The sequence below is a fragment of the Streptomyces sp. Ag82_O1-12 genome (assembly GCF_900182715.1).
GTDB classification, from domain to species: Bacteria; Actinomycetota; Actinomycetes; order Streptomycetales; family Streptomycetaceae; genus Streptomyces; species Streptomyces massasporeus.
This window is the reverse complement of the sequence record NZ_FXUW01000001.1, coordinates 5756885-5774567: the sequence shown is the minus strand read 5'-3', so window position 1 is coordinate 5774567 and position 17683 is coordinate 5756885. Positions and strand designations below refer to the sequence as shown.

Annotated in this window: 16 protein-coding genes and 1 pseudogene; 11 read left to right on the top strand and 6 right to left on the bottom strand. The window is 72.2% G+C overall.

All coding sequences use genetic code 11. The features are described 5' to 3' along the window. Nucleotides 1–27: 27 nt before the first annotated feature. The 8 genes from QOL88_RS26680 (at nt 28) to QOL88_RS26645 (ending at nt 8026) form a co-directional block, all read left to right on the top strand. Entirely contained in the window at nt 28–531 is a 504-nt protein-coding gene (locus QOL88_RS26680) for a protein-tyrosine phosphatase family protein (RefSeq protein ID WP_097220419.1), read from the top strand. Between the two features lie 154 nt (nt 532–685). Next, nucleotides 686–1516 carry a hypothetical protein gene (locus tag QOL88_RS26675; RefSeq protein WP_097220416.1) on the top strand — a complete coding sequence of 277 codons (831 nt, stop codon included), beginning with the start codon at nt 686–688 and terminating at the stop codon, nt 1514–1516. Further along, nucleotides 1513–2760 carry an ATP-binding protein gene (locus tag QOL88_RS26670; RefSeq protein WP_097220414.1) on the top strand — a complete coding sequence of 416 codons (1248 nt, stop codon included), beginning with the start codon at nt 1513–1515 and terminating at the stop codon, nt 2758–2760. Before QOL88_RS26675 ends, QOL88_RS26670 begins: the two co-directional genes overlap by 4 nt. A gap of 114 nt (nt 2761–2874) precedes the next feature. Further along, nucleotides 2875–3387 (top strand): SH3 domain-containing protein, encoded by a 513-nt coding sequence (locus QOL88_RS26665; RefSeq protein ID WP_097220411.1) that lies wholly within the window; start codon nt 2875–2877, stop codon nt 3385–3387. Between the two features lie 52 nt (nt 3388–3439). Continuing rightward, complete coding sequence (locus tag QOL88_RS26660) at nt 3440–4804, top strand: FtsW/RodA/SpoVE family cell cycle protein (protein ID WP_097220409.1); 1365 nt, start codon at nt 3440–3442, stop codon at nt 4802–4804. Next, on the top strand, nt 4801–6276 hold the full coding sequence (locus tag QOL88_RS26655; protein ID WP_097220406.1) for a penicillin-binding transpeptidase domain-containing protein: 1476 nt from the start codon (nt 4801–4803) through the stop codon (nt 6274–6276). The genes QOL88_RS26660 and QOL88_RS26655 overlap by 4 nt, the downstream gene beginning before the upstream one ends. 75 nt (nt 6277–6351) lie before the next feature. Beyond that, nucleotides 6352–6858, top strand: a complete 507-nt coding sequence (locus QOL88_RS26650; RefSeq protein ID WP_097220403.1) for a DUF3291 domain-containing protein — start codon at nt 6352–6354, stop codon at nt 6856–6858. Nucleotides 6859–7087: 229 nt separating this feature from the next. After that, nucleotides 7088–8026, top strand: coding sequence for an AurF N-oxygenase family protein (locus tag QOL88_RS26645; protein WP_031108281.1), 939 nt, complete (start codon nt 7088–7090; stop codon nt 8024–8026). A 479-nt stretch (nt 8027–8505) separates the two neighbouring features. On the opposite strand, the pseudogene QOL88_RS26640 reads toward QOL88_RS26645, so the two are convergent. Then, nucleotides 8506–8668 (bottom strand): annotated as a pseudogene (locus QOL88_RS26640) (ArsR family transcriptional regulator); the annotation flags it as partial. A 418-nt stretch (nt 8669–9086) separates the two neighbouring features. Here QOL88_RS26640 and QOL88_RS26635 point away from each other — a divergent pair. The 3 genes from QOL88_RS26635 to QOL88_RS26625 all read left to right on the top strand — a co-directional run bounded on the left by QOL88_RS26635 (nt 9087) and on the right by QOL88_RS26625 (nt 11461). Further along, entirely contained in the window at nt 9087–9740 is a 654-nt protein-coding gene (locus QOL88_RS26635) for a TetR/AcrR family transcriptional regulator (RefSeq protein ID WP_097220400.1), read from the top strand. A gap of 10 nt (nt 9741–9750) precedes the next feature. Then, nucleotides 9751–10050 (top strand): DUF8847 domain-containing protein, encoded by a 300-nt coding sequence (locus tag QOL88_RS26630; protein WP_097220398.1) that lies wholly within the window; start codon nt 9751–9753, stop codon nt 10048–10050. Nucleotides 10051–10156: 106 nt separating this feature from the next. Next, the gene (locus QOL88_RS26625) at nt 10157–11461 is read left to right on the top strand and encodes a C40 family peptidase (RefSeq protein WP_097220395.1); all 1305 of its coding nucleotides are present in this window, start codon (nt 10157–10159) and stop codon (nt 11459–11461) included. On the opposite strand, the gene QOL88_RS26620 is transcribed toward QOL88_RS26625, so the two are convergent. From QOL88_RS26620 to QOL88_RS26600, 5 genes are read right to left on the bottom strand one after another with little or no spacing between them, the layout of a single operon-like run. Next, nucleotides 11425–12687: a styrene monooxygenase/indole monooxygenase family protein gene (locus QOL88_RS26620; RefSeq protein ID WP_097220392.1), complete on the bottom strand. Its 1263-nt coding sequence runs from the start codon at nt 12685–12687 to the stop codon at nt 11425–11427. The genes QOL88_RS26625 and QOL88_RS26620 overlap by 37 nt on opposite strands. Nucleotides 12688–12699: 12 nt before the next feature. Beyond that, the gene (locus QOL88_RS26615) at nt 12700–13347 is read right to left on the bottom strand and encodes a GTP-binding protein (protein ID WP_097220388.1); all 648 of its coding nucleotides are present in this window, start codon (nt 13345–13347) and stop codon (nt 12700–12702) included. Beyond that, entirely contained in the window at nt 13328–13750 is a 423-nt protein-coding gene (locus QOL88_RS26610) for a DUF742 domain-containing protein (RefSeq protein ID WP_097220385.1), read from the bottom strand. Before QOL88_RS26610 ends, QOL88_RS26615 begins: the two co-directional genes overlap by 20 nt. Continuing rightward, nucleotides 13747–14271, bottom strand: a complete 525-nt coding sequence (locus QOL88_RS26605) for a roadblock/LC7 domain-containing protein (RefSeq protein WP_097220383.1) — start codon at nt 14269–14271, stop codon at nt 13747–13749. The genes QOL88_RS26610 and QOL88_RS26605 overlap by 4 nt, the downstream gene beginning before the upstream one ends. Beyond that, nucleotides 14268–17546: a sensor histidine kinase gene (locus QOL88_RS26600; protein ID WP_097220381.1), complete on the bottom strand. Its 3279-nt coding sequence runs from the start codon at nt 17544–17546 to the stop codon at nt 14268–14270. Before QOL88_RS26600 ends, QOL88_RS26605 begins: the two co-directional genes overlap by 4 nt. Nucleotides 17547–17683: the final 137 nt, after the last annotated feature.

Here is a 17683-nt window from a genome sequence, read left to right as displayed (position 1 = left end):
TCGGGCGGTAGTGGTGGGGAGGCGCCGTTGCGTACCCGCAGTAAACCCGACGTACCCGCTCCGGAGACTCCGTGGAGCGAGGTCGTCCACGGGCTCTGGATGGGCGGTCACGAGTACACGGGGGCCTTGGGCCACCTGGAGTTCGCCGTCGTACGGAACGAGTTCGATCTCGTGCAGACGCTGCTGCGGCTGCCGGGGCACGGGCCCGATCCGGGCGTCCGGCACCATGTGTGGCCGATCCCCGACGGGCCGCTGGACGGGACGCAGCTCGCCGGTGTGATCCGGCTGGCCGAGGCCGCGTGCGAGGCGCTGGGCGAGGGCCGCAGGGTCCTGGTCCGCTGTTACCACGGGTACAACCGCTCCGGTCTCGTCGTCGCGCACGCGCTGATGCGCCAGGGCAACTCCGCCGAGGAGGCGATCCGGCTGATCCGGGCCCGGCGCTCGCCCTGGGCGCTGCACAACGACCTGTTCGTCGACTACCTGCGGGCCGGGCTGGCCACGGCGCGGCTGCTGGAGGAACTCGCCGAGTAGCACGGCACGGGTACGGCTGTGCGCGTACGGCCGCCCTCTCGCGCAAATGGGACTTCCCTACGAATAAGGTGTACGCGGCCGACAGGTGCACGCCACCGACGGTCGCGTCCCCCATGTGCCCGCCGTGTGATCACCATGAAACGCCAGGAGTGCAGTGCCCCTCAGCCGCCCCGGACAGGCCGCCCGTCGCCTCGCCGTCGTCGCCCTCCTGCTGGCCGCCGCCGTGGGCTGCGGGGACGCCGGCGGGCTGGAGGGCGCGGGGTCGACCTCTACGGCGGAGGGTCCGGCCCGGCTCTGGCCGGAGCTGACGCCGGCGTCCAGCCCGGCCTTCGAGATCGGCGAGGTGAACACCGAGGTGATCAAGGGGGTGAAGGTGCCCGGCGACGACATCCGCCGGGTGGACCCGGTCTCCATCGTCCGGGCCGAGATCGCCCGGAACCCGGGTGACTACGACGGCGCCAAGGCCCCCTACCGCGACACGAAGCGCGAGATGGCCGACTGCGCGAAGGGCCCGGGGCACGGGAAGTGCCCGGTGCTCACGCCGTACTACCGGGATCTGACCGGCGACGGGCGCGACGACCTGACGCTGGGCTTCCCGCTGCTGCCCGGCAAGACGACCGCGGTCCGCGTCTACACCGTCGAGAAGCACCGGCTGGTGCAGGTGATGGGATGGGAGGACGCACTGAGCGGGGTCGAGCTGGCCGGGCGTTCCCTGGTGATCCGCTCGCCGTCGGAGGTCGCGGGCTACGAGTACCGCCTGCAGTGGACCTGGGACCGGGACCAGCGGGCCATGCTCCTCACCCATGACGAGATGCTGCGCACCGGCCCGCGCAAGCACTCCCGGCACCCGTCGGCCTCGGCCTCCTCCCTCACCGGATCCTCTTCCGGATCCCCCTCCGGCTCCCCTACCGGAACCCCCACCGTCTCCCCGTCCGGATCCCCCGCCGCCTCCCCGTCCCTCTCCCCCTCGGCGAGTGGCGGATGAGACCGGTACTCCCCCAGTGGTCCGGGACGCTGGCCGTGAAAGCAGCCGTCTTCATCGCGGTGATGTGCTGCGCGCTGGCGGCCCTGCTCGGCGTCCTGGTGCATGTGCAGGTGACGAACCAGACCGTCGGCCAGGCCCGTGACCAGGCGTTGCAGCGGCTGACGCAGGCGACGGAGCGGTACGAGGCCGGGGACACCCTGTGGCGGGGCGCCGGGGTGGACCCGCCGGAGCTGCCGCGGGAGCTGCGGGACCTGGCGGTGGCCGGCGACCGCGGCACGATGGTCGCCGACCGCGCGGGACGCCCCACCATGTGGGCGGCGGGTCCGGTCGACGGCGAGCGGGCGCTGGCCGTCGCGGTCGACTACTCCCAGCAGGCCCGCACGATCGAGGGCCTCGACCGGGCGATCCTGTGGTCGTCGGGCCTGGCGATCGGGGCGACGCTGCTGGTCGGCGCGTTCGCGGTGACGCGGGTGACGCGGCGGCTGCACACCACGGCGCTGGTGGCCCGGCGGATCAGCGCGGGCGACCTGGACGCGCGCGTGAACGACCCCCGCACGGGCCCGCGCACCAAGGCCGGCCCGCCGGACGAGGTGGCCGCGGTCGCCGCCGCCCTGGACTCCATGGCGGCCTCGCTCCAGGGCAAGCTGCTCGCCGAGCAGCGGTTCACGGCGGATGTCGCGCATGAGCTGCGCACGCCGCTGACGGGGCTGCACGCGGCGGCCGAACTGCTTCCACCGGGCCGTCCGACGGAGCTGGTCCGGGACCGGGTGGCGGCGCTGCGCACCCTCACCGAGGACCTGCTGGAGATCTCCCGGCTGGACACCGGCCGGGAGCGGGTGGAGCTGGACACCGAGCAACTCGGGCCGCTGGCCGAGCGGGCGGTGCGGGCGGCGGGGAGCGACACGGAGGTCAGGGTCGTACGGGACGTGGCCGTGGAGACGGACCGGCGGCGGCTGGAGCGGGTGCTGGGCAATCTCGTGGCGAACGCGCACAAGCACGGACGGGGGCCGGTGGTCTTGACCGTGGACGGCCCGGTCGTGACCGTTCGCGACCACGGGGACGGGTTCCCGGAGTACCTCGTCGCGCACGGGCCGCAGCGGTTCCGGACGGAGGGCGGTACGCGGGGGCACGGGCTGGGGCTGACGATCGCGCGGGGGCAGGCCGAGGTGCTGGGGGCACGGCTTGAGTTCGCGAACGCGCCGGACGGCGGGGCGGTGGCCACGCTGGAACTCGCGGCGGAGTGAGCGCCCGGGGCGCGTCCTCCTATGGCCCAGCGTGAAGGGCGGCACCCTCTGGGCGCTCCTAATGTGGCGATTAGTCAGCTTCGGCATCTTCGCCCCCACATGGAGGTAACCCCCATGTCCCTGCGCACCCGTCTCTCCATAGCCACCGTCGCCGGGCTCCTCGCCGCAGCGGCCACCATCACGCCCGCCGCGGCGCTCGACGACTGGGACCCGAGCGGTGGGAACGGCACCAGCCGCCAGGACCCGAACGGCGGGAACGGCGGCAACGGCAACGGCAACCAGGGCCAGAACAGCTGGAACGGCGGCTCCGGCGGCAACGGCGGCGGAGGCAACGGCAACCAGGACCCGAACAGCTGGAACGGCGGCAGCAACAACCACAACAACAACGACTCGAGCCTCTACCGCGGCGTCGTCACCGCGGACACCCTGGCGCTGCGCAGCGCCCCCAACCGCGGTTCGCAGATCATCCGCTACGCCCACCGGGGCGACGAAGTCAAGATCTTCTGCAAGACGGGCGGCGAGACCGTACAGGGCAATCCGCTCTGGTACCTGCTGACGGACGGCACGTGGGCCTGGGGCGCGGCCCGGTACATCGACAACGTCGGCCCCGCGCCACGCTGGTGCTGACACTCCGTCACCCAGAGGCACACAAGACGGATGGTTTGGGTAGGTTCCGGACATGAGCAAGGCCGGAATCACCGTGGCGACGGCGGACCCGCCCGCGCCCGCCGTCCGCCGCCTCCCCCGGCGCCGGGGCATCGAACTCGCCCTCATCGTGCTGGCCGTCCTGCTGTCGGTGTACGGCTACTGCGCCGTGGGCCTCGCCCGGCACGGAGCGCTGCCCCCCGGCGCCGCCGGCTACGGCGCCGGCCTCGGCGTCCTGGCGCTCCTGGCCCACCTGGCGGTACGCCTGCGGGCCCCGTACGCCGACCCCCTGCTCCTGCCCATCGGGGTGCTGCTGAACGGGCTGGGGCTGGTGCTGATCTACCGGCTCGACCTGGAGACCCCGGGCGACCGGGCGGCACCGGCCCAGCTGGTGTGGTCGACCCTGGGCGTGGCGTCGTTCATCCTGGTCGTCCTGCTGCTGCGCGACCACCGGGTGCTCCAGCGCTACACGTATGTCTGCGTGGTCGCGGCGCTGATCCTGCTCACGCTGCCGATCCTGTTCCCGGCGGTGAACGGGGCCCGCATCTGGATCCGGATCGCCGGGTTCTCCATCCAGCCGGGCGAGTTCGCGAAGGTGCTGCTTGCGGTGTTCTTCGCCGCGTACCTGGCGGCGAACCGCAACGCCCTCGCGTACACCGGCCGCCGCATCTGGAAGCTCCAGCTTCCCACCGGCCGGGTCCTCGGCCCGATCGTCGCCGTCTGGCTGGTGAGCGTCGGCGTGCTGGTCCTGGAGCGCGACCTCGGCACGTCGCTGCTGTTCTTCGGCCTGTTCGTGGCCCTCCTCTACGTCGCCACCGGCCGCACCGGCTGGATCGCGGTCGGCCTGCTGCTGGCCGCGCTGGGGGCGGTCGCCGTCGGCCGGCTGGAGCCGCACGTGCACAGCAGGATCGAGACCTGGCTGCACCCCTTCGCCTCCATCGAGGCGGGCGAGGGCGCGAACCAGCTCGCCCAGTCGCTGTTCGCCTTCGCGGAGGGCGGCATGCTCGGCACGGGTCTCGGGCTCGGCCACTCCTTCCTCATCGGCTTCGCCGTGAAGTCGGACTTCATCCTGGCCACCGCGGGCGAGGAACTCGGCCTGGCCGGCATCGCCGCCGTCTTCCTCCTCTACGGCCTGCTGGTGGAGCGCGGCTTTCGCGCGGGCCTCGCGCAGCGCGAGCCCTTCGGCCGGCTGCTCGCGGTCGGCCTGGCCTCGCTGGTGGCGCTCCAGGTGTTCGTGATCGCGGGCGGGGTGACCGGGCTGATCCCGCTGACCGGCATGGCGATGCCGTTCCTCGCGCAGGGCGGCTCGTCGGTGGTCACCAACTGGGCGATCGTGGCGCTGCTGGTGCGGGTGAGCGACTCGGCCCGGCGGAGTTACGACGGGCAGGACGCCCGGTGACCCGGCACATCCGGCACGCCGGGTACTTCTGCGCCCTGCTGCTGGTGGCCCTGCTGCTGAACGCCGCCCGGGTCCAGGTCGTCCAGGCCCCGTCGTACGACCGGAACCCGGGCAACCGGCGCCCCGACATCACCCGCTACGAGCAGCCCCGCGGGGACATCGTGGTCGGCGGGCGGCCCGTCACCGGCTCCCGGGACACCCGCGAGCACCTCCGCTACGAACGGACCTACACGGACGGCCCGATATACGCCCCGGTCACCGGCTTCGCCTCCCAGCTGTACGGGACGACGCTCCTGGAGAACAGCGAGGACGGCGTGCTGTCCGGCGCGGATCCGATGCTCGCGCCGTTCCCGCTGTGGAACGACTTCACGCGGGCGCGCAACCCCGGCGGAGACGTCGTCACGACACTCCACCCCGCCGCCCAGGAGGCCGCGTACGAGGGGCTCGCGGGCCACAAGGGGGCGGTCGCGGCGCTGGAGCCGTCGACCGGCCGGATCCTGGCCCTGGTGTCCGCCCCGTCCTACGACCCCCAGCCGCTGTCGGGCAACGGCTCGGCGGCGGCCCGGGCCTGGTCGCGGCTCACCGCCGACAAGGACCGCCCGATGCTCAACCGGGCGGTGCGGCAGACGTATCCACCGGGCTCGACCTTCAAGGTCGTCACGGCGGCCGCCGCGCTGGACGCCGGTGTGGTCACCGACATCGAGGCGCCGACCGACACCCCCGACCCCTACCGCCTGCCCGGGACGCGCACCCGCCTCACGAACTCGTCGAAGGGCTGTGCGAACGCCTCCGTCCGGGAGGCCTTCACGTTCTCCTGCAACACGGTGTTCGCCAAGCTCGGTGTGGAGGTGGGTGCGGCGGACATGACGGCCACGGCGCACGCCTTCGGCTTCGGCAACGGGGCGCTGAGGGTCCCCTTCCCGGTGGCCCGGTCCACCTTCGACACCAGCCTCGACCAGGCGCAGCTGGCCCTGTCGTCGATCGGCCAGTACAACACCCGCGCGACACCGCTGCAGATGGCGATGGTCGCTGCGGCGGTGGCCAACGGCGGCCAGGTGCGGGACCCCTACCTGGTGGAGCGCACGACCCGGCCGGGCGGCAGCACCCTGGCGACGGCCGGCTCGCGGGCGATCCGCCAGGCGATGTACCCGTCCACGGCCGTCCGGCTGCGGGCGATGATGCGGGACGTGGTGGAGAACGGCACCGGCCGCAACGCCGCCATCCGCGGCGCCAAGGTCGGCGGCAAGACCGGTACCGCCCAGCACGGTCTCGGCAACTCCGGTACGCCGTACGCCTGGTTCGTCTCCTGGGCGCAGGGCGATCGCGATCTGGCGCCGCGGGTGGCGGTCGCGGTCGTGGTGGAGGACGCGGAGACGGACCGCGGGCACATCAGCGGGGGCGGTGACGCGGCGCCGATCGCCCGGGCGGTGATGGAAGCGGTGCTGAAGTCCCCTGAGCAGCCGTCCGGTTGACGCGACCCGCAACGGCCGCCCGGTTGCTGAGACGGGGCTACCGGGACCGGGGGCGCCCGACCTACCGTTCGGTTCATGACTGAGCCCGCGTACGAACTCGCCCAGGTCAACCTCGGCCGCCTCAAGGCCCCCTTGGACTCACCGCAGTTGAAGGACTTCGTCGACAACCTCGACCCGGTGAACGCGGACGCGGACGGGGCCGACGGTTTCGTCTGGCGCCTCCAGGGCGAGGGCGGCGACGACGCCACGGACGTGCCCGTCTTCGGCGACTCCTGGCTGATCATCAACATGTCGGTGTGGCGCGACACGCACGCCCTGACCGCGTACATGTATCAGGGCCGGCACCGGGAGATGCTCGCCCGTCGCCGCGAGTGGTTCGAACGCGTCCAGGAGGCCATGGTCGCCCTCTGGTGGGTCCCGGCCGGCCACCGCCCCACGGTCGCCGAGGCGGAGTCCCGCGTGCTGCACCTGCGCACGCACGGCCCGACACCATACGCCTTCACCCTGCGGACCTCGTTCCCGCCCCAGGGGGCGACGCCGCTGCTCGGCGAGGTACCGGAGGGCCTGGGCTGCGCCCTCTGACGGCCCCTCAACCAGCCGCCCGACCTGCGTCGATCGCCCCCGTCACCTCCGCCACCCGCGCCTTCTCCTCCGCCGCGAGGCGCTCGGCGTCGAGCTTCTCGGCGGCGTGCCCGCAGGCTCACACGAGGTAGACACCGGGTCAACAAGTAGTGCGCGGGGGATTGACGAGCTTGCTGACAGGCAGTCTCATAAGAGGAACAGTGACGTGTGCACAACGAGGTGGGCAGCCATGACGACCCTGACGGAAGCCGACGCGCTCGACGGCCTGCGCGATGCCCTCGGCCTGCTCAAGGACCGGGAGCAGGTGGCCCAACGGCTGCTCGACTCCTCCGCCAAGCACTCCTTCGATCCGGACAAGGAGCTGGACTGGGACGCGCCCTTCGAGGAGGGCAAGTGGTTCTGGCCCCCGGAGCTGGTCTCGCTCTACGACACCCCGCTCTGGAAACGCATGGGCGAGGAACAGCGCATCCTGCTCTCCCAGCACGAGGCCGCGGCCCTCGCCTCCCTGGGCATCTGGTTCGAGATCATCCTGATGCAGCTGCTGGTCCGGCACATCTACGACAAGGCGGCGACGAGCGCCCATGTGCGCTACGCACTCACGGAGATCGAGGACGAGTGCCGCCACTCCAAGATGTTCGCCCGCCTGATCTCCCACGGTGACACGCCCTGGTACCCGGTCAGCCGAGCCCACCAGCACCTGGGCCGCCTGTTCAAGACCATCTCCACCACCCCCGGCTCCTTCACCGCCACCCTCCTCGGCGAGGAGGTCCTCGACTGGATGCAGCGCCTGACCTTCCCCGACGAGCGTGTCCAGACCCTGGTCCGCGGTGTCACCCGTATCCACGTCGTGGAGGAGGCCCGCCACGTCCGCTACGCCCGTGAGGAACTCCGCCGCCAGATGGTGACGGCCCCCAAGTGGTCCCAGGAGTTCACCCGCGTCACCTCCGGCGAGTTCGCCCGCGTCTTCTCGGTGGCCTTCGTGAACCCGGACGTCTACACCAACGTGGGCCTCGACAAACGAGAGGCCCTCGCCCAGGTCCGCGCGAGCGGCCACCGCCGGGAGGTCATGCAGAACGGCTCCAAGCGTCTGACCGACTTCCTCGACGACATCGGTGTGCTCCGAGGCGTCGGACGCCGCCTGTGGAAGTCGTCGGGGCTGCTGGCGTAGCGGCCCCGACTCCGTCATGTCCATGCAGGGTGACTACTGTCCTTCGAGACGCAGTCACCCTCCGTGGCCCTGAAGGAGATCAGCACCGCATGTCCCCCCACACCACCCGCCGGCAAGACCGCCGCCATCGGTGCCACGACCGCCCTCGCCCTGACGGCGTGCGGCGGTGGCACCGGCTCGGACGACGACAAGGCCGCCGCCGACAAGCCGCAGGGAGTGGTCAGCCAGGCGGAGGCCAGGAAGATCGCCGACTTTACCGACCTCAATAGCATCCGGATCGACTCTGACCTGTCTTGATACGTCACGAAGATGTTCGTGACGTGCCGGGCTATCTTCGCCTGCGCTTCGATGAACCTCGGGTTCTCCGCCGAGATGTTCGCCGCCCGGACCGGCACGCGGATCTCCGTTGTGGCACTGCCCTGGTCCGGGACCATCACCTCCTTGGCCAGGTCTCCGGGTCCCCGGGCCGCGCCGATCAGCGCTTCCTCGGGCGTGAGCCGCAAGGCCCAGTCGCTCATGTCGAAGGTGTTGGTAGGCCAGTGCGGCCTCGGGCTCCTGCTCGGTCAGCTCCGGATCGTTGAACCAGGTAGTCCGGTGCACTGAACGCCACCAGCGCTCGCGCGCGAACGCCCTCGGTGACTCGCTGACCTGGGCCGGTATCCCTCTGGCCCAGACGGGTACGAGTACTGAGGTGATCGCTGCGGGCCAGGGCATGGCCGAACTGACCCCGAAGGCCGCTCGGATCACCGCCGTCGACTTCCAGCACGTGGACGCGCGTTAGGCGCTCCCGCACCCGCGTACGGCGAGAAGGGGCCGTGTCGGGGGTGTCCGCCCGCAGCGGTTGGCGCGTCAACGGGGAGCGAGTCGGTACGCAACCCCATCGCGTCGTTCCGAGGACGGACACCCCCCGGCGCGGCCCCGACCCACACTCCACGCACGCGAAGCGCACGCGCACCCCCACCCGGCGGTCAGGCAAAGCAAACCGGCACCCCCGCCGGCGTGAAAGCAAGCCCCCCGCCACCGCTACGCAGCCCCCCGGCCCCCGATTACGCTGCGAGGCATGACACCAGCCGCCCCCACCCCCGCCTACCGGCGACTCAGCGTCGAGGAACGCCGCAGTCAGCTGCTCACCTCCGCGCTGAGCCTCTTCGCCCACCGCGCCCCGGAGGAGGTGTCCCTCGACGACGTGGCGGAGGCGGCCGGAGTCTCGCGCCCCCTGGTGTACCGGTACTTCCCGGGCGGCAAGCAACAGCTCTACGAGGCCGCCCTGCGCTCCGCCGCCGACGAGCTCCAGCACTGCTTCGACGAACCCCGCGTAGGCCCCCTCCTCCCCCGCCTGTCCCGCGCCCTCGACCGCTACCTCACCTTCGTCGACGAGCACCACGCCGGCTTCAGCGCCCTCCTCCAGGGCGGCAGCGTCGTGGAGACGTCCCGCACCACCGCCATCGTCGACGGCGTCCGCCGCGTCGCCGCCGAGCACATCCTCAACCACCTCGGCGTCACCGGCCCCGGCCCACGCCTGCGCATGACCATCCGCATGTGGATCACCGCCGTGGAGGCGTCGTCGCTCATCTGGCTCGACGAGGACAAGCAGCCGCCCGCCGAGGAACTCCGCGACTGGCTCGTCGAGCAGTTCGTGGCGATGCTGACGGTGACCGCCCGCCGCGACCCGCAGACCGACGCCCTGGTCCTGGCGCTCGCCGAGGATGTCTGACACTGATCCCGTGAAGAGCGAAGACACCCCCTTCGAGGGCGGCCCCATGGACGGCAGAGTCCTGCCCGTCCTCGTCGGCATCACCGGCCACCCGCCCAAGACGTACCGCATCCCCGTCCCGGCCCCCGACGGCGGACCGGACACCGTGCTCGTCTACCGCCGCGTCCCCCGGGGCCCGGGCAAGGTCGGCCTGTCCAACCGCTGGAAGTACGAGTACGCCCCGGAGGGCGTCCCACCACGCCGGCTCAACTGGCCGTGGTCGAAGCCAGACGCCACGCCGCCCGGCAAGCCGGACGACGCCGACGGGTGACCCCGTTGCGCCGAACCGCGCACACCCACCGCGCGCACCGCACGCGCACGCCTGATCCTCACGTTGTCCGGCGGCACCACGCCGCCCCCGCAACGGAGGTGATGGCATGTCAGGAAAGCTTCTGCGTCTGGTCTGCATCGCGGCGACGGCGGCCGGAACCGTCCTGGCCCCTGTCCCAGCCAGGGCAGTCCCCGAGCCGGACACGGCACAGCACGACACGGAGGAGCGCGGTACGGAAGACCGCGATACGGAAGCGCGCGACATCGCCCCGCTCCTGACAGGTCTTCAGAAGCTGTACAGGAAGGCCGAGGAGGCCACCGAGGCCTACAACGGCACCGAGGAGAAACTGAAGAAGCAGCGCGCCGAGACCGACCGCCTGGACCGCGCCCTCGCCCGCGCCCGGCTCTCCCTGCACGACAGCCGGGGCGCGGCCGGCCGGCTGGCCCGGCAGCAGTACCAGAGCAGCACCGACATCTCCCCGTACGTACGTCTGCTGCTGGCCCGGGACCCACAGCACGCGATCGAGCAGGGCCATGTGATCGGCCGGCTCGCCCAGGAACGGGCCGACACCATCGGCCGGCTGACCGGCGACGAACGCACGGCCCGCGAACTGGCCCGTAAGGCCCGCACGGCCCTCGACCGGCAGCTCACCCTCACCGAGCGGCGCAAGAAGGAACGGGACGAGATCCGCGCCCGCCTCCGCGAGGTCGAGGAACTGCTCGCCTCCCTGAGCAGCGAGCAGCTCACCGACCTGGCCGAGTTCGAGCAGAAGGGCATCGCGAAAGCGCAGAAGGAGTTCATGGCGTCGGGCGCACTGGGCGACGAGGACGAAGTCAACGAAGACGAAGTCGCCGAGGACACCGAAGACGCCGAGGACAACGGCAAGAACAGGGCCGACCGCGGAAGCACCACCACCGTCCGCACTCCCACCCCCTCCGCCGAGGGCCACCGCGCCGTGCGCTACGCCGTGCGGCAGCTCGGCAAGCCGTACGAGTGGGGCGCCGAGGGCCCGAGGACATACGACTGCTCGGGCCTGACCTCACAGGCCTGGGCCGAGGCGGGGACGCCCATCCCCCGGACCAGCCAGGAGCAGTGGAAGCGGTTGGAGCGGATCCCCCTGGACGAGCTGCGTCCGGGCGACCTGGTCGTGTACTTCCCGAAGGCCACGCACGTCGCGCTGTACCTCGGGGACGGCATGGTCGTCCAGGCTCCCCGGCCGGGCGCGAAGGTGAAGGTGTCACCGATCGTGGCCAACCCGGTCCTCGGTGCCGTACGACCGGACCCGGGCGGGGAGCCCCTGCGGCGTTACGAGCCGCCGAAGCTCCCCAAGGGCGCCACGGACGGGTCGGACGAGGGCTACGAGGGCGACGGGGGTTACGCGGCGCCCGCGCCGGACACTTCGGCCAGGTAGGCCCCGGTCTTCTCCGGGTCGTAGAAGAAGTTCTCGAAGTCGGACGGGTCGTTGAAGCCGTTGGCGAAGCGGTCGGCGACCGGCTGGAGCTCGCCGGCGGCGCCGATGAGGTTCAGGATGTGCTCCGGCGGCGGCGCGAGCATCGCGTTGGTCCACTTGGTGACGTGCTGGGCGGTGTTCCAGTAGCGGTCGAAGGTGGCCCGCATCCACTCCTCGTCGAACGGCTTGTCGCCGTGCTCGGTGATCGAGGAGAGGTAGGCGGCGGCGCACTTGGACGCCGAGTTGGAGCCCTGCCCGGTGATCGGGTCGTTCGCGACGACGACGTCCGCCACGCCCAGCACGAGTCCGCCGCCGGGGAGGCGGCCGATCGGGTTGCGGACGGTGGGGGCGTAGCGCCCGGCCAGCGTGCCGCCGGCGTCGGTCAGTTCGACCTTGGTGGCCCGCGCGTACTCCCAGGGGACGTACCGCTCCATGAGTTCCAGGGTCAGGGAGAGGTGCTCCGCGGGGTCCTTGACGCCGTTGAAGGCGTCGAGCGGGCCGCCGGGTATGCCCTCCCAGAACAGGATGTCGGCGCGGCCGGAGGTGGTCAGGGTCGGCATGACGAACAGCTCGCCGACACCCGGCACGAGGTTGCAGCGGACCGCTTCGGTGCCGGGGTGCTCGGGGCGCGGGCCGAGGCCGTGAACGTACGCCACGGCCAGCGCGCGCTGCGGCTCGCTGTACGGGGAGCGCTCCGCGTCGCGGCCGAACATCTGGACCAGTTCGCCCTTGCCGGCCGCGACGAGCACCAGGTCGTAGGTGCGGGAGAAGTAGTCGAGGTCGCCGACGGCCGCGCCGTGGATGACGAGCTGCCCGCCGCGCTGGGCGAACGTCTCCATCCAGCCGGCCATCTTCACGCGCTGGTCGACGGACTGCGCGTAGCCGTCGAGCCTGCCCAGCCAGTCGATGGCGCGGGCGGAGGGGCCTTCGGCCCAGGATCCGGGGGCGGCGACCGAGACGCCGATTCCATCGATCTTCGGGGCCTGGGACTCCCAGAAGTTCAGCTGGAGATCGCGCTCGTGCTGCAGGGCCGTGTGGAACATGCACTGCGTCGACATGACCCGGCCGGTGCGGATCTCGTCCGCCGTCCGGTTGGACATCAGGGTGACCTCGTAGCCCTGTGACTGGAGGCCGAGGGCGATCTGGAGCCCGGACTGACCGGCTCCGACGACGAGTATCTTCCGCATGCGGGCTGTCCTCTACTCGGGGGTTTCGTCGAGCGCGTGGCCCACGAGGGCCAGGAGGGTCTCGATCACGGAGATCCGGCGACGCGCGTCCATGATCATGACAGGTATGTGTTGCGGGATGGTCAAGGCCTCCCGCACGTCCTCCGGCTCGAACAGCTCGCTGCCTTCGAAGTGGTTGACGGCGACCACGTACGGCAGTCCGGAGCTCTCGAAGTAGTCCAGGACCGGGAAGCAGTCCTTCAGGCGGCGGGTGTCGGCGAGGACGACGGCGCCGATCGCGCCGCGCACGATGTCGTCCCACATGAACCAGAACCGCTGCTGGCCCGGCGTGCCGAACAGGTAGAGCACCAGGTCGTCGTCGAGCGTGATGCGCCCGAAGTCCATGGCGACCGTGGTGGTGGTCTTGCCCGGTGTGGCGGTGAGGTCGTCGGTCGCCTCGCTCGCCTCGGTCATCAGCGCCTCGGTCTGCAGGGGCGTGATCTCCGAAACGGCGGTGACCAGCGTGGTCTTGCCCACGCCGAAGCCGCCCGCCACCACGATCTTCGTGGCGATGGGGGCCCGGGTGCGGTCCGTCTCCCAGGCGTGCATGCTGTCGTCCGGCTGGACGAACGGGGAGGAACCAGAGACGCCGTGAGCGGCGTCAGAGACGACGGAGTCCACTCAGCACCCTTTCCAGCAGAGCCCGGTCCGGGCGGCCCGTGCCATGGCCGGTGCCCGTTCCGTACACACGGATCTTTCCCTGATCCGCGAGGTCGCTCAGGAGCACGCGGACCACGCCGAGCGGCATCTTCAGCAGCGCGGCGATCTCGGCCACCGTACGCATCCGGCGGCACAGTTCGACGATGGCCCGCAGCTCCGGCATGACGCGGGTGGAGAGGTTGCCGTTCGTCAGTTCCTTGCGCTCCTCCGGGGCGTCGAGCGCGGCCGTGCTCGCCACGAACGTCTCCACGAGGAGGACGTGGCCGAAGCGGGTGCGGCCGCCGGTGAGCGAGTAGGGGCGGACCCGGGCGGGTTTGCGGTCACCGCCGCGGACCGGGAGGTGATGCTTCGGCGTGCTGCTCATCGGGCACTCCCCGTCGTCTGGGAATCCTCCAGGGATTTACGGAGCTCGCTGCGGAGTTCCGGCGTCAGGACGTGACCGGCGCGGCCGACGAACAGGGCCATGTGGTACGCCACCACGCTCATGTCGCAGTCCGCGGAGCCGTGGACGCCGAGCAGCGAGCCGTCGCTGATCGACATCACGAACAGGCTGCCCTCGTCCATGGCGATCATCGTGTGCCGGACCCCGCCGAAGTCCATCAGCTTGGCGGCGCCGACGGTGAGGCTGCCGATGCCGGAGACGATCGTCGCCAGGTCGGCCGCGGAGCCGCGCGGGCCCGTACGCCGGGTCCCGCGGACCTGAAGGGCTTCCCTCGCCTGCTTGTTGCGGTGGTCGTCGGAGGAGAGCAGGAGCAGTCCGTCGGACGAGACGACCGCGACCGAGAGGATGCCGGGGACCTCCTCGACGAGGTTGGTCAACAGCCAGTGCAGGTTGCGGGCCTCACTGCTCAGTCCGATCAGTCCGAAGGTACTGGGAGCGGTCAACTGCTTGCCTCCTCGACTGTGCCCCCCGTGGCTTCTTCGGGTACAGCTGGTCCTGCTGCGCCGGTGGCCGGCCGCTGGTGCGAGGCCGTCCTGTCGGCGATCTCCGCCTCCACGTCGCGGTAGCCGGCCTGGGCGCCCTGGCGGAACCCGCCGAGTCGGCGGCGCAGGGCGTCGGCGTCGACGGAGCCGCTGCGCTGGCGCGGGGCGGTGGTCGGTGCAGTGATCTTCGGAGTGCGCTTGGGGAGGCCCTTGTCGGTGACCCGGTCCTCCTCCTCGTCGGGCGCCCGCTCGTGCTCGCGGCTGTCCCCCTCGCCCGCGTCCGGGCCGCCCGTACGGGTCACGTCTGCGTCCACGGCCAACCCGTGCGGCCCGACCTCGGAGCCGGCCGGGTTCGATCCCCCCGGCTGCGCCGGAATCCACAGCTCCATGGTGGTTTCCGCGGGGGACTCCAACGGGGCGGCGTGCGTCACGTGGTCGGCGGCGGCATCCGGGTCGGCGTCCGCGACCGGACCAGTGGGCGTCACCGGGTCGGCGTCAACGGGCCCGACCGAGTCGGCGTGCGTGGCCGAGGTGGCCGAGGCGTCGGGGTCGGCGGGCGGCATCGGCCCGGCGGGCGTCTCGGGGTCGGCGGGCGGCATCGGCCCGGCGGGCGTCTCGGGGTCGGCGGGCGGCATCGGCCCGGCGGGCGTCTCCGGGTCGGCGGGCACGGCCCGTTCAGCGGGCCCAACCGGGTCGGCGTACGTCCCCGGGGCGGTGTACGCATCCGTGTCGACGTGCTCCGCCCGGGCCGCAAGGGCGTCCGTGGCGGCGGCGCCCGCCGGTGCGGCCTGTGCGGCCTGTGCGGCCTGTGCGGCCTGTGCGGCCCCGTCGGCGGGCGCCGCCGAGTCGGTTTCTCCGACCGGGTCGGCAGACATCGCCGGGTCGGCCGGCGCAGGCTGCCCGGCGGGCACCGCCCCCGGGTCGACGGGCGTCGCCCCCGGGTCGGCAGGCGTTCCCGGATCGGCCTCGGTGGTGTCCGCCGCCTCGTCCTGCCGTACCGCCACCGCCTTCTCCGCCAGGGCCACCAGCGGGTCGTCGCCGGTCGCGCGGCCGGGCAGGACGTTGGAGTTGGCCTCGGCGTCGGCGCCCGGGAAGGAGTAGGAGTGGGCCGTGCCGGCGAGAGGGCCGGAGGCCGGGACAGTGACGGGCGGGGCGGCGGCGAACAGCGTGCGCGGCAGGACGACGACCGCCGCGACACCGCCCTGCTTCTGCTCGCGCAGCTGGACGCGCACACCGTGGCGGTGGGCGAGCCGGGCGACGACGTACAGGCCGAGGCCGAGACCGTCCTCGCCCTCCTGGTCGTAGGGCGCCTCGGGGTCGAAGTCGGCGAGGCGGGAGTTGAGACGCTCCAGCCGGTCCTCGGTCATGCCGATGCCCTCGTCCTGGACGGAGAGCATGACCTCGCCGTTCTCCAGCAGCCAGCCGGAGATCTCGACGGGCAGGTCGGGCGGGGAGAACGAGGTGGCGTTCTCCATGAGTTCGGCCAGCAGGTGGGAGAGGTCGTCCGCGGCGAACCCGGCGATGTGCGCGTGCGGCGGCAGCGCGGCGATCCGGACCCGCTCGTACCGCTCGATCTCGCTGACCGCGGCACGGACGACGTCCACCAGCGGCACCGGCCCGGCGGCGTGCTGGACGTGCTCGGTACCGGCGAGGACCAGCAGGTTCTCGCTGTGCCGGCGCATGACCGTGGCGAAGTGGTCGAGCTTGAACAGCGTGGCGAGCCGGTCCGGGTCCTGCTCGCGCTCCTCCAGGTTCTCGATGACGGCGAGCTGCCGCTCGACGAGACCCAGGGTGCGCAGGGCGAGGTTGACGAACGTCCCGCCGATGGCCGTGCGCAGCCGCTCCAGCTGGGCGGCGGACTCGGCGAGTTCGCCGCGCAGTTCCTCGCGCGCGTCGGCCATCTTCTGGCGCTGGCCGACCAGGTGCTTGCGGTCGGACTCCAGCGTGGTGATCCGGTCGGTGAGGGCGGCGGCGTGCGCGTGCAGGGCGTTGACGGAGCGGACGGCCTGGGCGAACTCGTCGTTGCGGCCGGTGAACTTCACCGGCTCCTCGGCCGCCGGGTCGTCGGCCTCGGCGAGGCGCTTGGACCCCAGGCGCAGGACCGCGAGCGGGCGGGTGAGGCTGCGGGCCATGCCTGTGGCGACACCGACGGCGAGGAGCATGAGGGCGCCGAGGACGGCGATGCGGATCTCCAGCGCGGTGACGTCGTCGTCGCGCAGCGCCTCGAGGTCCTTGGTGCGCCGGTCGTAGAGGGCCGACTCCACGCCGCGCATCAGGTCGACGCGGGCGGACAGGGCCGCGTCGAGCTTCTTGGGGCTGGCGGTGAGATCGCTGCGGGAGAGCGTCGGCTGGTCGGTCAGGGTGGCGAGGTACTTGTCGGCGGAGTTGACCTCGGTGCCGGTGACCGTGGAGTCGAAGGAGGCGCGGGCCGGCTTGGGCGCGGTGCCGCGGAAGTCGGCGAGCGCCGCGTCGGAGCGCAGCCGGGCCTGCTGGGCGGCGGCGCTGAGGGCGTCGCGCTGCCGGGTGTCGGCGTCCGAGGAGGTGGAGGTCCCGGTCGGCAGGCCGGTGACGGGGTCGACGACCGTCCCGGTGCCGCGCGGCACGCTGAGCGCGGCGAGCAGCAGCCCGCGGGCCGCGGCGGCCTGCTGGACGGCCGAGTCCAGTTCGGCCAGGGCGTATCCGCCCTCGCCCGCGCGCGGCGGCGTCTGCTGCGCCAGCTGCTCGGCGAGGCCGTGGAGTTCGGTGATGGCGGTGGAGTACGCCTGGTGCGCTTCGAGGGCGCTGCTCTTGCCGGTGAGTGCCGCCCGGCGCACGGCCGCTATGCCGTCGAGGTCCGAGCGGAGCGAGTCGGGCGTGTCGGTGTCGGCCCTCAGTTCCTCGACCTGCCGGTCCACGCGGGCGCTGCGCTGCTCGGAGGGTGCCTTGGACTTGGGGCGCCCGGCCGCGATGTAGGAGGTGACGTCGTCACGCTCGTCGGCGAGGGAGTGCGCGAGGGCGAGGGCGCCCTGCGTCTGCTCCGCGAGCGTCACCAGTTCCTGGGAGTCGTGGAGTTGTCCGGAGGCCGCGAGGACGGACGGCGTGCCCGCACCGGCGATGGCCGCGGCGACCACGGCCACGGCGACGATCAGCCGGTTGCGTACGTGCGTGGGGCGACCCTTGCCGGTGGACGGCGTCGGCTCGGCTCCCTGAACGGGGGCCTTCTGCTTGCCTGTGCGACGAGGCCGCGTCTTCTGCACCGGTGCTCGCATTCCTGACTCGTGAACCCTTGGGCCCGGATGACGCTCCGTCAACTGGTGCGTACTCCCGGTACACTTCCCGACCCTCCCAGCGCCGGTGGGCAGCGCACGCGCATCACCTGACCCGCCACCCGAAG